Source organism: Gordonia paraffinivorans (assembly GCF_900683595.1).
GTDB lineage: Bacteria > Actinomycetota > Actinomycetes > Mycobacteriales > Mycobacteriaceae > Gordonia > Gordonia paraffinivorans.
The window spans coordinates 643,295-656,830 of the sequence record NZ_CAACYD010000006.1 but is presented as its reverse complement, the minus strand read 5'-3'; the positions used below and the strand labels follow the sequence as shown (position 1 = coordinate 656,830).

Annotated in this window: 12 protein-coding genes; 7 read left to right on the top strand and 5 right to left on the bottom strand. The window is 68.1% G+C overall.

The window, feature by feature from the left end; translation table 11 throughout:
• Positions 1–16 precede the first annotated feature (16 nt).
• Positions 17–2,086: an SDR family oxidoreductase gene (locus E1P53_RS09920; RefSeq protein WP_131734196.1), complete on the bottom strand. Its 2,070-nt coding sequence runs from the start codon at positions 2,084–2,086 to the stop codon at positions 17–19.
• 182 nt (positions 2,087–2,268) lie between these two features.
• Here E1P53_RS09920 and E1P53_RS09915 point away from each other — a divergent pair, with 182 nt between their 5' ends.
• Positions 2,269–2,877 (top strand): TetR/AcrR family transcriptional regulator, encoded by a 609-nt coding sequence (locus E1P53_RS09915; protein WP_165484414.1) that lies wholly within the window; start codon positions 2,269–2,271, stop codon positions 2,875–2,877.
• Between the two features lie 105 nt (positions 2,878–2,982).
• Positions 2,983–4,149, top strand: coding sequence for an oxygenase MpaB family protein (locus E1P53_RS09910; RefSeq protein WP_230823871.1), 1,167 nt, complete (start codon positions 2,983–2,985; stop codon positions 4,147–4,149).
• A gap of 35 nt (positions 4,150–4,184) precedes the next feature.
• Here E1P53_RS09910 and E1P53_RS09905 read toward each other — a convergent pair whose 3' ends face one another.
• Together E1P53_RS09905 and E1P53_RS09900 are read right to left on the bottom strand one after the other, a co-directional pair.
• On the bottom strand, positions 4,185–4,751 hold the full coding sequence (locus tag E1P53_RS09905; RefSeq protein ID WP_131734542.1) for an SRPBCC family protein: 567 nt from the start codon (positions 4,749–4,751) through the stop codon (positions 4,185–4,187).
• On the bottom strand, positions 4,751–6,385 hold the full coding sequence (locus tag E1P53_RS09900; protein WP_131734194.1) for a flavin-containing monooxygenase: 1,635 nt from the start codon (positions 6,383–6,385) through the stop codon (positions 4,751–4,753). Before E1P53_RS09900 ends, E1P53_RS09905 begins: the two co-directional genes overlap by 1 nt.
• Before the next feature lie 143 nt (positions 6,386–6,528).
• On the opposite strand from E1P53_RS09900, the gene E1P53_RS09895 reads away from it, so the two are divergent.
• From E1P53_RS09895 to E1P53_RS09880, 4 genes are all read left to right on the top strand, one after another.
• Positions 6,529–7,002: an SRPBCC family protein gene (locus E1P53_RS09895; protein ID WP_131734193.1), complete on the top strand. Its 474-nt coding sequence runs from the start codon at positions 6,529–6,531 to the stop codon at positions 7,000–7,002.
• Between the two features lie 19 nt (positions 7,003–7,021).
• Positions 7,022–8,125, top strand: a complete 1,104-nt coding sequence (locus tag E1P53_RS09890) for a hypothetical protein (protein ID WP_131734192.1) — start codon at positions 7,022–7,024, stop codon at positions 8,123–8,125.
• A gap of 331 nt (positions 8,126–8,456) precedes the next feature.
• Positions 8,457–8,759, top strand: coding sequence for an antibiotic biosynthesis monooxygenase family protein (locus tag E1P53_RS09885; protein WP_131734191.1), 303 nt, complete (start codon positions 8,457–8,459; stop codon positions 8,757–8,759).
• Between the two features lie 142 nt (positions 8,760–8,901).
• Complete coding sequence (locus tag E1P53_RS09880; RefSeq protein ID WP_131734190.1) at positions 8,902–10,032, top strand: hypothetical protein; 1,131 nt, start codon at positions 8,902–8,904, stop codon at positions 10,030–10,032.
• A gap of 61 nt (positions 10,033–10,093) precedes the next feature.
• Here E1P53_RS09880 and E1P53_RS09875 read toward each other — a convergent pair whose 3' ends face one another.
• Positions 10,094–11,245, bottom strand: a complete 1,152-nt coding sequence (locus tag E1P53_RS09875; RefSeq protein WP_131734189.1) for a globin domain-containing protein — start codon at positions 11,243–11,245, stop codon at positions 10,094–10,096.
• 96 nt (positions 11,246–11,341) lie between these two features.
• Between E1P53_RS09875 and E1P53_RS09870 the strand changes: the two genes are divergently transcribed.
• Entirely contained in the window at positions 11,342–12,517 is a 1,176-nt protein-coding gene (locus E1P53_RS09870; RefSeq protein WP_131734188.1) for an amidohydrolase family protein, read from the top strand.
• A 27-nt stretch (positions 12,518–12,544) separates the two neighbouring features.
• Here E1P53_RS09870 and E1P53_RS09865 read toward each other — a convergent pair whose 3' ends face one another.
• Positions 12,545–13,483 carry a serine/threonine-protein kinase gene (locus E1P53_RS09865; protein ID WP_109238497.1) on the bottom strand — a complete coding sequence of 313 codons (939 nt, stop codon included), beginning with the start codon at positions 13,481–13,483 and terminating at the stop codon, positions 12,545–12,547.
• Positions 13,484–13,536 lie beyond the last annotated feature (53 nt).

Sequence of the window (13,536 nt, the reverse complement as noted above, 5' to 3'; positions counted from 1 at the left end):
GTGACCCTCGCTCACCTCACCACGTGATGCCCGGGACCGCGTTGGCGACGCGGCGCGAATACCGGCGCAGCGGTGATCGCGATGCCGCCCGATACATGGGACGGACCTTGGCGTCCAACGTGTGTCGGGTGCGATGCAGCACCTTGTGCGCCCGGCTGGGCTGCGGGGCGGCGGCGGTGTCCCGGTCGGCGGCCGGATCGAAGGTGATGTGGTAACCCAGGTTTCGGGCCTGTCGGTTGAGTCCCGGCGCCGCGAACCGCGCCAGCCGGGCCCAGGTGCCCAGCGGGGTGTCGATCAGGACCGGTCGCTCGATGATCGCCCGCAGCACGATCGCCGCCGCCTTGTCCGTCGACATCGCCCGGGCATTCTTGTAGGCACTCGTCGGCTCGATCATCGGCGTCCGGGTGAGCGGCATGCGGATCGTCGTGAATGTGATGTCGTCTGAACGCAGTTCGCTCGCCGCGACATCGGTGAAGGTCTCCAGGGCCGCCTTCGATGCCAGGTAGGCGCCGAACCTCGGCGCGTGTACACCGACCCCGATGCTGGACACGTTCACGACGTGTCCGCCGCCGTTTGCACGGAAGTGGTCGACGACCGCGTCGATCACGTTGAGCGCGCCGAAGTAGTTGACCTCCATCGTCCGCCGCAGATCCCGCGACCTCGCGAGGGAGAGCCGCGCCGACCGGCGGATCGAGACCCCGGCGTTGTTGACCACCACATCGATGCGGCCGTGCGCGTCGAGGATGTCGTCGACGACCTCGGTGACGGCTCCCGCATCGGTGATGTCGCAGGGATACGCGTACGCGCGACCCCGCCCGATACGGGTGTCGACGGGCTCGGTCCCGGCGATCTGGGTGCGGCGCAGTGACAGCGTCTCCACGTCGCGGGCGAGCATGAACACGGTGGCGCCGCGCGCGACGCACTCTCTTGCCGTGGCGGCGCCGATTCCCGACGACGCACCGGTGATCAGGATGTTGATTCCCTGCAGTCCTTGTCGGGGATCACGGCGATGCCGCGCCGGATCCAGGTGCCGCGCCCAGTAGTCCCAGAGCCGTGGACCGTACTCGGTGATCTCCGGGAGCTCGACACCGAGTCGGCCGAGTGTCGCGAAGGTCTCGCCGGTGGTGAAGTGGGCAGGCAGGGAGACGGTGTCGAGTACCGCGGGCGGGATGCCCTCGCGTCGCGCGATGCCGTCGCGCAGTGAGCGGAGTGGTTCGCGCCCGAGGATTTCCAGTGCGGTCCGGCCCACCGAGGGCGGCAGTGCGTCGACGGCGTGCGGTGCACCCAGTGCCGGTGCCAGGGCGTTGTAGAAATCGGTGGTGTTGCGGTACTTCGGGTCGACGAGGTGGAAGACGCGGTTCTCTGCCTCCGGGTCGTAGGTGACCAGCGCCGTGAGCGCATCGACGACGAAGTCCACCGGCACGGCGTTGAGCTGGCCGAGATCGGGAAGGGGCAGCGGGACGCGTTGCGGCAGCTTCGAGGCCAGACGGAAATACTTGAACATGTAGTACGGGCCGTCGACCTTGTCCATCTCCCCGTTCCGGGAGTCGCCGAGCACGATCGCCGGGCGATAGACGCGCCACCGCAGACCGGGACGTGAACGCACCCGCTCCTCGGCCGCGAACTTGGTCTGGTGATACGGGGTCGGGAATCCTTGTCCCTTGTCGAAGTCGTGCTCGGTGAACCGGCCGCGGTGGTCCCCGGACACGGCGATGGATGAGACGTGGTGCATCAGCGCGCCGGTCGACTCGGCGATGTCGATCATCCGCTCGGTGCCGAGGACGTTGACCCGCAACTGTTCCTCGGCGCCGGCGTCCATGTCGTAGATCGCGCCGAGATGGACGACGTGTTCGACGGTGTCGGGCAGTGCCCCGTCGGACAGTCCGAGTCCGGGCTGTGCCAGGTCCGCGGCGACGGTGATCAGCCGGTCGCGGCCCGTCCACCCCGCGGTGCGGGTGGCGAACCGCGGAATCGAAGCCGGTCTCACCAGGGCGTAGACGCGGTGTTCGGGATCGGTTTCCAGCAGTTGCCGGACGAACCGGGAGCCGATGAATCCCGTTGCGCCGGAGACGATGAAGTCGGTCATGAGCCTGTTTCCCCCAAGAGACGAGCCGCGGCGGACCTGGTCGGTCGTCCAGGTTTGCGCCGAGTGCTCGCGAATTTACCGGACTGACATGTCAGATTCAATGGGGTCCGTGCGCCGGCCCGCGGGGCCGGCGTGGGTCGATAGGATCGCTCTCGACCGATAGGTGTGGCGTGGGAGGCATCGTGGCAGGCAGGCGGCGGCCCTATGCGCCTCGGGTTCCGGCGGCGCAACGCCGTGACCAGGTGCTGGACGCGGCGTTGTCGGTCCTCGTCGATTCCGGCCTGTCTGCGGTGACCATGGACGCGGTGGCCGCCCGGGCGGGCGTCACCAAACCGGTGGTTTACACGCACTTCGCCAACCGCGACGAGGTCCTCGAGTCCCTGCTGGACCGGGAGAAGCGTCGTGCGATGGACCAGCTCCGGCAGGTGATGGCCGAGGTCTCCGATGTGGGGGCGCGGTTCGACCTCGCCGCCCTGTTCGACGGCTATCTCGGCGCGGTGCGTGAGGCGCCGGAGCGTTGGCGATGCATCTTGATCCACGTGCCCGGGCTGCCTCGACGGGTTCAGGATGTGCGGGATCGGGCTCGGCGTGCGGTGGTCGAGGGTGTCGCCGCCGCACTGGAGTCCATGCCCGGGCACGCCGGTGTCGACGTCGAGGTTCTCGCACACTTCGTCGTCTCGTCGTTCGAGGAAGCCGGTGTGCTGGTGCTGACCGATCCGGAGTCCTTCACCCCGGACCGCTTCGTCGGTGTGGTCCGAGAGCTCGCGGCGACGTTCGTGAAGCGGAACTGATCCGAGCTTCTGTTTCCCTCAACGATTTTCGCGTCAGGTCTGGCGGTCGGCCGCCGCGTGGCCTAAATTACTACGCGAACGTAGTAATCAGACGGGGGAATACAGATGGCGGACATGCAAGGGGTCGAGCGCGGTGGGGTCGCCGCACGGCCTGCAGATCACGGTTTCTTCGGACCCGGGTCGGTCACCTGGAAGGTGTGGTCGTACCCGACTTCGTTGACGGTGGGATTCCAACGGGCGGTCGTCATCGAAGAACTCGATCCGTTTCTGGTGGCGCCGGTCGACCACACCGCGAAGATCTTCACCAAACCGCGGCAGCGGTACGACAACACCCTGAAATACTTCGCGACGGTGGCGTTTGCCGACTCCGGGACCGCGGTTCGCGCAGCCGAGATGCTGACGAGGACCCACGCTCACATCCACGGTCTGGAACCGGTGAGCGGTCGTCCGTACGACGCCAACGACCCGGCGCAGCAGTTGTGGATCCACCTCACCGCTTGGCACTCGATCCTCTATGCGTACGAGCGTTTCGGTCCGGGACGGCTCACCGAGGAGGAGGAATCGCGATATTGGGAGGAGTGCGCGATCGCCGCCGAGTTGCAGACGTGCGCGCCGTCGGCGGTGCCACGTACGCGGGAAGGGATTCGTCGGTACTTCGAGGCCATGCGTCCGCGTCTCGCCGCAAGCGAGGCCACGCAGTACGCGATGGAGCACCTGCTCGATGCCCATGTCATGTACCCGCGCATGTGGTTCTTCCTGCGGCCGGGTGGCTGGGTGATCAGCCGAGGGCTTCGTGCGGCGACGCTGGCGACGATGCCGCGGTGGCAACTCCGGCTTGCGGGAATCCGGCAGTCGCGACTCACCCGCGCGTTGATCGTTCCGGTCATGCGGTTGTCGTTCCACGTGGCCGCATTGAGCGTGACCGGTCAGCTGGCACTGCTGAAATGGATCTCGCCGGCGACCCACCCGGTGGTGGAACCGGTGCTCCGAGACGTTCCGCCGCACGAGCCGGTGACCAGGACACCGGGGGAAGCGTTCGCCGCCAACGGTGTTCGACGGCCGGGTGAGCTGCACGCCGAATTCGTCGCGCGGCGGACGATGCACCCGGTGCCCGATCTCCCGCCGTCGGCACCCATGGCGCAGCCCATTCCCCATCACGGCCGGAGGCCCGGCGGCGGTGCCGTTCCGACGAGCCTGAGGCGTCCCGGGCGCGGATCTACGCCTGCGGGGTCGGCCGTCGCGCTCGTCGACGAGGGCTCGCTGGATCGATAGGCGGATCTGCCGGATCGGCGGGTGCCGGCCTCTCCTCACCTGCCGATCCGGTGCTCGACGACATCAGACAATCCCATACCCGATTCGCGAGGCAGGCCGCGAAGTCCGAAGCGGAACACCGCCTGCATCGGGCGCGTCAGGAACCGCAGCGTGACGTTGCCCAGGAATCGGACCCGGACGCCCATGGTCCATCGGAGCCGGGAACCGCCGCCCGCCCGCGGTTCGACGATGTACTCCTCGCACCACGTGCCGAAGAACGGCAGCGTTGCGTCCGTGGCGGTGTACACGAGACGCTCACCTGCTTCCCACACCAGAATCTGCTCGCGCTGGGCGTAGATGAGCCAATGGTGGATGTACATCTGGAAGTCGCGGACCGTGCCCGGCCCGATCGGGTCGCCGGGTGGATACCGGCACCCCCAGACCGTGGGCAACCACGACCACATCCGGTCGGAGGAGACGACCTTCCACAGTTCGCCGGTGTCGAGATCGGGGAAGTCGTAGACGACGTGAGTACGGAACGGTGCCTCGATGAGGAAGTCGGGAACCTCGTCGGCGGTGATCGGACGGGTCGCTGCGAAGCGGAAACGCGCGAAGGGTTGCATCACACCCGCACCTCGTCGTCGTTGTCGGTGTCGATGTCGTCCGTGTCTGTCCGGCCGGCGCCCACCAGCGCGTCGGCCGGAGCGGACGGTGCGGCGGGGCCGAGCGACGAGAAGCGATAGTCGTGCCGATCGAAACCGACACTGCGACGCCGGGATTGGTAGATGGTCCACGGCCGCACGTACACGGCCTCACCGTGCGAGTTGACGAAGTAGGTGTTGGAACCCGCACAGTGCACGCCGAAATAGTGGGCCAGGTTTCGGCCCCGGTGGATCATGTCGTCATGGAAGGCGTCCTGCGCCGCCCGGGTGACCTCCACGCGTGTGCTGCCCCGCTGCTTGGCCTCGGCGAGCACGGCGGTGATGTGCCGGGTCGCGTTCTCGAGGATGTAGTGGAACGCCGTGCCGGTCCACGAGTATGGGCCGACGAGAATCCAGCGGTTGGGCAGGCCGGAGACCGCCGTGCTGTGATAGGCGCGCAGCCCGACCGTATTGTAGTAGCGACCCAGGTCGAATCCGCTGTGCCCGACAACCGTTCCCTCTCGATAGGATTCGGGGTCGGAGAACATCTCGTAACCGGTTGCCAGGACCAGGAGGTCGATGGGCCGCCGCACCCCGTCCCGGGTGACCACGGCATCGGTTTCGATGCGTTCGATGGGTGTGGTGTGTAGTTCGACATTCCTGCGGTTGAAGATCGACAGGTATCCCCCGCCCAGGGTGCCTCGCGTGCAACCGGCGCCGTACTTGGGCCGGAGTTTGTCCCGAACGCTCTTGTCCCGTACGCACAGCCACAACCAGAAGTCGTACAGGCGATGCGCGATACGGTCGAAGACGGTGGCGCCGGGCGCGAACAGGCTCGGGGGAGTGTAGATCAGGACCCGCAGGCCGAGTTCCAGGAAGAACAACACCGCCTCGTGGACCGCGCGAGCCAGCCCCGGCATCCCCAGTGCGCGTTGCATCCAGCGCGGTGTCCGGAAGTCCGGTTTGGGGAAGTACCACTGCGGTGTGCGCTGATAGATGTCGAGGTGTTCCACCTCCGACGCCAGCGCCGGCGCGATCTGGACCGCACTCGAACCCACCCCGATCACCGCCGCCCGCTTGCCGCGAAAGTCGTAGTCGTGATCCCAGTCCGCGGGGATCATCACCTTGCCGCGGAAGTCCTCGAGTCCCGGGATGTCTGGTTTGTCCTTCGGGTTGATGTAGGCGCCGATCGCGCTCAGCAGGAACCTAGAGGTGATGACGTCGCCGGCCGCGGTGTGCAGCAGCCATCGGTGGTTCGCCTCGTCCCATTCCTCCTTCACGATCTCGGTGTTGAACAGGGTTTTCCGGTCGAGCCCGGCCTCTCTGGCGAGTCCGAGGTGGTACTCCTGGATCTGCTGCCCTTTGGCGAAGAAGTGATCCCAGTCGCCCTTCGGGGCGAACGAGAACTGGTAGACGAGAAACGGGAGGTCGGCTCCCACGTTCGGGTAGGTGTTCGCGCGCCAGGTGCCGCCCATCTCGTCTGCGCGTTCGATGAGGACGATGTCGTCGATCCCCATCTGCTGCAACTTGATACCGGCGCAGATTCCTCCTGTCCCGGAACCGATGATCGCGACCTCGTAGTCGGGATCGGCATGGTGTGGCTGCGTCGTGGTCATCGGGTCCCCCTTGTGTGACGATGCCGCCGGCGACTGCGCTCCAGTCGGCAGACAAACGAACTCCAACAAGACTGACACATCATTCGAATAAATCAAGTTCCGATTCCGACTTGCTCGACGGTCGATCCGCGTAGGTTGAGGACATGGCTTCCGACCTCGTCACCACCGTCGATACGGGCCCACACCGCGTCTCTCGGCGAGTCGTCGTCGACGCGCCCGCCGCCGAGATCTTCGAGCTCATCGTCAACCCGCATCGGCATCCAGATCTCGACGGTTCGGGCACGGTCCGAAAGAAGCCGGTGAAGGGGTCCGAAAAGCTCACCGACGGGGCCAGATTCAGTGTCCGGATGAGGCAGTTCGGGGTGCCTTACACGATCACGTCCACGGCCACCGAAGTCCGGACCGACAGGGTCGTGGAGTGGAGGCACCCCATGGGGCATCGCTGGCGATGGGATCTCGAGGCGCTCTTGCCGACCACCACGCAGGTGACCGAGACCTTCGACTACTCGACGCTCGCCGTCCCCAAGGTGATGGAACTGCTCCGCTACGACAAGAAGAACGGTCAGGGGATCGAGGAGACGCTGCGGGCGCTGGCGCGCAGGTTTCAGGGCGCCTAGTCGCGGGCAAGGTCGCGGGGTGCAGAGTTCTCCCGCCGCCGGGTCGGCGGGCGGCCCCGGTGAGGGGCCGGTCGTCGTGCTCGGGATCGTGGCCGCGCCCGGACAGCCGATCGGCCTGGCGCGCAAGCTCCTCGACGCCGACCTCGCCGCTCACGTGCAGTCGTTGTTCCCCGGTGCCCGCTGGGTCGTCGAAATCGTCGAATCGGCGCTCGTGCGGCCGCCCGCAACCGATGCCGAGATCGTGTACGCCGCGAGAAGTCTTCTCCTCGAACGCGAATGGGATCTGATCGTCTGTTTCACCGATCTGCCGCTGCACGTCGGGAAACGGCCCGTGGTGGCGCACGCGAACACGGTTCACGGGGTCGCGGTGGTCTCGGTGCCGGCGCTCGGTCCCACCGGCCTCCGTCAGCGTGCGCGTGAGACCCTCACCGGTTTGCTTGGGCAGCTTCTCGGCGCGGACCCCGACGACATGCGGGAGCACCGCCGGTCGCCGTCGAGATCGCCGCTGCGACACCGGGTACGCCAACTCGGGACCGACACCGACGACGAGGGCATCGCCTTCACTGCGCGGGTGCTGACCGGGAACCTCCGGCTGCTCACCGGGATGGTCCGCGCCAACCGGCCGTGGCGCCTCGCGCTCGGCCTCACCAAGACGCTCACGGGTGCGATCGCGGCCGGCGTGTTCGCGCTCGTGACCGCCGACATCTGGTTGCTCGCGGACACCTTCGGGTGGGTGCGGCTCGCGGGTGTCGCCGTCGGATCGATCGTCGCCATCACCACGACCCTGATCGTCGGCGCCGACCTCTGGGAACGCGCCTCCACCCCGCAGGCCCGTGAGCAGGTTGTCATGTTCAACCCCGTCACCGTCATCACCGTCGTGCTGGGTGTGGCGGCCTTCTACCTCGCGCTGTTCGTCCTCGCGGCCGTCGGAGCGGTGTGCCTGGTGGTGCCGCAGGTGTTCGGCGGCGCACTCGGCCACACCCCCGGAGTCCTCGACTACCTGGAGGTCGCGTGGCTGACCTGCTCGCTGGCCACCGTCGGCGGAGCGCTCGGCGCAGGACTCGAGTCCGACGCCGCGGTCCGTGCCGCCGCCTACACCCAGCGGGCCGCCGAGTCGGTCTGATCGAGCGGTCCGTGACCGTGCGTCATCGTCGTCGACTTACGAACGTCAGACCTGCGTCATCGTCGTCGACGACGAACGTCCGGTCGGCACGTGGTCGTGCAGTGAGGTCGGCGCGCAGCGTTTCCGGTCAGGTCGATCGGTGGCATGTGGATCGGTGGCATACGGCACCGCGATACGCCCGGCGTGCAAGTGTCCGGCCGTGGCACGCCAGGTCGGTTCGGCAGTCGACATGGCCGGTGGTGCGGCTCGGGTGACGGGGCCGCGCACGATTTACCGACACTGTGTCGGTAAACTGTCGGGGTCCCGCTGTTCCCAGACCAGGAGTCGACGAATGTTCGTAGTCACCAACCGGATCGACGTCACCGTGAACGCCGAGGCCTTCGAGAAGGCGTTCACCGAATCCATGCGCACCACGCTGAAGGGCGTGCCGGGCCTGCACCGCGCGACGCTGATGCGTCCCGAGGCGGACGGACTGCCCTACGTCAGCACCATGGAGTTCGACTCCAAGGAGGACTTCCTCGCCTGGCTGAAGTCGGACTCGTTCCGAGCTTCCCACTCGGACAAGCAGGCACCCGGCATGCAGGCCCCTTCGGCCGTGGAGCAGCACACCCTCATCGAGGACTTCACCGCCTGACGACCCACGTCTTCTTCACGTCGCCCCGCGTCGGCCTCCGGCGAGCCCGCAGTGGTCCGGACGGTTGACGGGTCAAGGTCCCGCTGCCACGCGATCGCCGGTAACGACTAGGCTCCAGGGCAACGACGACGCGGAGGTGACGATGACCCAGGGGCCGGAGGGGGGCGGGCTGCCCGGATCCGTGGTTCTGGGGATCTCCGTCGTCGACGATCAGATCGCATCGGTCGTCCGAGACGCTGATGGCCACGTCCTGGCCAGCAACCTGGTCGACCTGCCCGACTCGACCGCACAGGGGGCCGAGGCCGCGATCGTCGAACTCGTCGAATCGGTCCCCGTGGTCGTCGACCGGATCGGTGTCTCGGTCTCGCGCGAGGAGGTGCGCGCGCACCTCGCACGGGCGTTCGCGCCCGCCACGCCGGGTGCCCCCGAGTGGGCCGCGAACGTGACCGTCACCGGTCATGCCTCGGCGCTCGCAGAGATCGCCTGCACGCATGCGACCCGCGGGGGCGTCGTGGCCGTCGTCGACCTCGACCGCGACGCGGCCCCGGCGGCCGGGACCACGCTGGCCACGGTCGACACCACGACGGGCGCCGTGCTCGGCACCGCCGACTTCACGGCCGGTCAGCTCGGTCCGGTGACCGATCCCGACGGCGCATCGCGCCTCGCCGACGCGATCGGCGGGCTACCACGAGGCCGCGAGATCTCGTCCATCGTCGTGTCCGGTCCGGGCGCCGAGGTGCCGGGGATCGCACCGGCGATCGAATACGCCGCCCAGCGGCCGGTCACTGTCGCCGACAATCCCGCGCTCACGTCGGCACTCGGTGCCGCCGACGCCGCGGCCATTGCGCTCGGTGCGCCCGAACCTGCTCCGCATCGTGCATCGACGGGCCGGCGCTGGTGGTTCGTGGGCGCGGCGATCGGGGCTGCGGTGTTCCTCGGGGCCGTCGGGCTCACCCTGATCGTGGCCGCCGAGCGCGACACCCCGGAGCCCGCCCCGGTGACGGTCACCCGGACGCCGTCGGCGGTCACCGTCACCGCCGACGCGAAAACCGTCACCGAGACGCGGACCGAGGTCGAGACCCGGGAACGGACGACGACGGTCACCAGCACCCCGCGGCCGGTCACCCGGACGACGACCGTGACCGAATCCGAGGAACCGGTCGCGACGGTGACCGAGACCACGACCACCACCGTGACCGTGCCGGTGCCCGGTCAGGCCCCTGCCTACGGTCCCGGGACGCCCGGCACCCCGGGCACGTCCGGTACCCCCTGATTCGACCGGCTCTGCCCGGCTGCCTCGAGGAAGTCCCGGTTCGCGCGGTATCTCGTCGGCCTCAGAACACGGGATCGTGCTGGATTCGGCTGGCCCGAACCCCGGCGATGATCAACTTGCGGCGCGTGGTCTCGATCATCTGAGGTGAGCCGGCGACGAGAACCTGGTGGTCCTCCCAGTTGCCGGCCCGGGGGACCACGTCGGCGAGCGTGCCGATGTGGTGCTCGATGCCGAGTTCTTCCGGCGTGGCCACGGAGTTGATCCACCACGGGTCGTGTTCGTGCTCCGACACCGCGGTGACCTGCAACCACGGGTTCGTCGAGGCGACCCGGCGCAGCACCGCGAGGTCGTAGAGCTCACCGGGGTGGCGCGTGCCGTAGAAGATGTGTGTCGGCGGGTTGTCGACGCGTTTGGACATCTCGATGAGCAGTGCGCGCAGCGGCGCCAGGCCGGTTCCGCCGGCGACCATGAGTACCGGGTGCTGCCTGTCCACGTGCAGCGTCCCGTGGCTCTGGGCCAGGGTCCACACGTCGCCGACACGGGTGTCGCTGACGATAGCCGAGCTCACCGTCCCGCCCTTGATGGCGCGGACGTGGAATTCGAGCTCCCCGGCCGGGTTGGGCGGGATCGAGGGGGACAGGTTGCGCCAGACCTTCGGCCACTGCGGGACGTGCACCTCGAGGTACTGGCCGGGCCGGAAGGTCAGCGGTGAGTGCGCGATGAGGCGCACCACCGCGAGGTCGCGGGTGATCCGGTATTTCTCCACCACCTCGGCCGTCCACCGCGCCGGATCGGTGGCGGTCTCCGCCGCACCCCGCATCACGCCGGTGACCAGCATCATCGCCTGCGAGATGGTCTGCTGGGTCTCGGGGTCCCAGTAGTCGGCCATCAGCTCGGCGAACTCGCCCATCAGGGCGCTGTACATGATGTGGTAGTGCTCCGGCTCCACCCCGTACTTGCGGTGGTCGCGGCCGAGTTGGGCGAGGAGCTCGACGAGCTCGGTGTGGCCGGTCGCGGCCGGGATGGCCTCGAGCACGTGGTCGATCACACGGTGGAAGGCCTCGTGCTGGGCCGCCATCGACACGCCGAAGAGATCGCGAAGGTCGGGGTCGATCGCGAACATGCGCGTATAGACCTCGGTGACGAACCGCTCCGGGTCGCGGTTCACCTCGATCCGGAGCTGATGCAAAGCGTGGCGTGTGTGACTCGCCATTCTGTCTGGGCAACCTCCGTCGGCGTTCGTCCCCGCATCCCCCAAGAAACTCCAGAGTAGTCCCTTGACTGCATCCAATTCAGGATCCGTCATCGTATGTCGGACGATCACCCGGTGTGGCAAGGTACACCCATGACGTCCCTCGATGGTGCCCTACCGGGCATCGTTGACGCGCACGTGCAGCATTGGAATCCACGCCGCACGCCGTGGGCGGCGACACGCGCATCACGCCTCTCCGGGCTCGTCTCCCGGCTGGGGGACAGGGCCTTTCCGCTGATCGCATCCCGCGCGGATCGCGAGTTCGTACTGAATCCGAGAATCGTGGCCCGCCCCTACGAACCGCCCCAGTACGCCACGGACTGCGCGCTCGTGCCGACCGTGTTCGGCGTGCCGATCGAGTGTGTCGTCCACGTCGAATCCCATTGGCGCAAGGCGCTGCCCGCCGAGGAGCAGATGTCCGCGCACAGCACCGCGGTCGAGGAGACGCGCTACCTCCGGCAGCTGCCGTTCGGGAGAGACGGCGCCCCGCCGCTCGGCGCGATCGTCGCGCACGGTGATCCGCGCGACCCCGATTTCGGCGCGATGCTCGACGAATTGTTCACGGTGTCGTCGGAGGTCCGTGGCGTACGCCTCGTCGCGACCCGGCACCCGGACCCGAAGGTGCGGTCCGGCGGCGACAGCGACAACATCCTGTCGTCGTCGCGGTTCCTCGACGGCTTCGCCGAGCTCGCCGGCCGGGATCTCGTCTTCGAGGCCGCGGTCTACTCGCATCAGCTCTACGATGTCGTCGTCCTGGCCCGCGAGTATCCGGACACGACGATCGTCCTCGACCACTTCGGGATGCCCGCCGGGGTGTTCGGGCCGATCGGCACGCGCACCGGGGCGACGGCCGCGGCGCGCGCCGACATCTACCGGTTGTGGCGCGAGCGGATGACCACCCTGGCCTCGTATCGCAATGTGGTGGTGAAACTCTCGGGACTCGCGATGCCGATCCTGGGGTACGGGCACGAGCGGTGGGGCAACATCGGCGGGCAGTCGACGCTGGGGGAGATGATCGGCCCGTTCGTCGACCACGTCGTCACCCATTTCGGTTCGGACCGCATCATGTTCGGCTCGAACTTCCCGATCGACCGTCCCAATGCGGCGATCGACGTCCTCGTCGGCGCCCTCGTGGATCGGGTGTCCCAATGGGGCGACGAGGCGTTGCGGCGGATACTTCGCGACACCGCGGTGCGGGTGTACCGCCTCGACGAGCCCGTATCCGAGATCTGAGGTGTCTGCGCGTCCGCCGGGCGGATCTCACGGTTGCCGCAGGCGTCCCCACCAGCGAGACCGAGCGGGCGCCTCGGGCACCGGGACGTCGCGCAGGAGACGGGTGAGGATGTCGACGAGTTCGGTGCAGGTCCGGTAGCGGTCGGCGGGCGACTTCGCGAGGGCCTTCGCGAAGATCGAATCCATCGCCGAGGGTAGCCAGGGGCGTCGGCGGGTGAGTTTCGGCGGGTCGGCGTGGATGTGGGCGTAGGTGATCGCGAAGGACGTGTGGCGGGGGTAGGGCGGGACACCGGTGAACAGCTCGACGAGGGTGCAGGCGAAGGCGTAGATGTCGGTGGCCGGCGTCAGCCGCTGCGCCTGGAGCAGTTCGGGCGAGGCGTATCCGATCGATCCCTGTACGCGGCCGTTGCGGGCGAGTGGCCTTGTGTCGTCGAGGAATTGCGCGATTCCGAAGTCCGAGAGCAGTGCATCGACCGGGGTGTCGTCGTCGGTGTCGGGGCCGACGGGGCGAGACAGGAGGATGTTGCCGGGCTTGACGTCCCGGTGGATGATCTCCTGGCGATGCGCGTGGTCGAGGGCGTCGGCGATCTGGGCCGCCACCCGCAGGATGGCGTCGACGTCGGGTTCGTCGTCGGCGGGTGGGACCAGCGCGGTCGCCGACGGGCCCGGAACATATTGCATCGCCAGCCACAGCGTCGGCCGGTGGGCCGAACCCCGCGGCGTCTCGATCTCGCCGTGCGAGTGCATCGTGACGATGTGGGGGTGGTGCAGGAGAGACGCGATGCCGTACTCGCGCTCGAATCGTTCGCGCACCCGCGCGTGGTCGGATGCGTTCGGGTGCAGCACTTTCAGCGCGACCGGCCCGCTGCCGTCGTCGCGATGGGCACGGAAGACGTCCGCGCTCGCACCCCCGCCGATGAATTCGTCGATGGTGAAGCCGGCCACCCTGTCGCCAACCTCGAACACCCTGACCAGGGTAGAGGGACGAGACACGCGAGGGCGGTCCGCCCGGCCCAGCG

What these genes read in the sequence shown, in the direction of transcription:
- E1P53_RS09920 (WP_131734196.1), bottom strand. Translation starts at nt 2,086, where the DNA reads ATGACCGACTTCATCGTCTCCGGCGCAACGGGATTCATCGGCTCCCGG.
- E1P53_RS09910 (WP_230823871.1), top strand. Translation starts at nt 2,983, where the DNA reads ATGGCGGACATGCAAGGGGTCGAGCGCGGTGGGGTCGCCGCACGGCCT.
- E1P53_RS09905 (WP_131734542.1), bottom strand. Translation starts at nt 4,751, where the DNA reads ATGCAACCCTTCGCGCGTTTCCGCTTCGCAGCGACCCGTCCGATCACC.
- E1P53_RS09900 (WP_131734194.1), bottom strand. Translation starts at nt 6,385, where the DNA reads ATGACCACGACGCAGCCACACCATGCCGATCCCGACTACGAGGTCGCG.
- E1P53_RS09895 (WP_131734193.1), top strand. Translation starts at nt 6,529, where the DNA reads ATGGCTTCCGACCTCGTCACCACCGTCGATACGGGCCCACACCGCGTC.
- E1P53_RS09885 (WP_131734191.1), top strand. Translation starts at nt 8,457, where the DNA reads ATGTTCGTAGTCACCAACCGGATCGACGTCACCGTGAACGCCGAGGCC.
- E1P53_RS09880 (WP_131734190.1), top strand. Translation starts at nt 8,902, where the DNA reads ATGACCCAGGGGCCGGAGGGGGGCGGGCTGCCCGGATCCGTGGTTCTG.
- E1P53_RS09875 (WP_131734189.1), bottom strand. Translation starts at nt 11,245, where the DNA reads ATGGCGAGTCACACACGCCACGCTTTGCATCAGCTCCGGATCGAGGTG.
- E1P53_RS09870 (WP_131734188.1), top strand. Translation starts at nt 11,342, where the DNA reads ATGTCGGACGATCACCCGGTGTGGCAAGGTACACCCATGACGTCCCTC.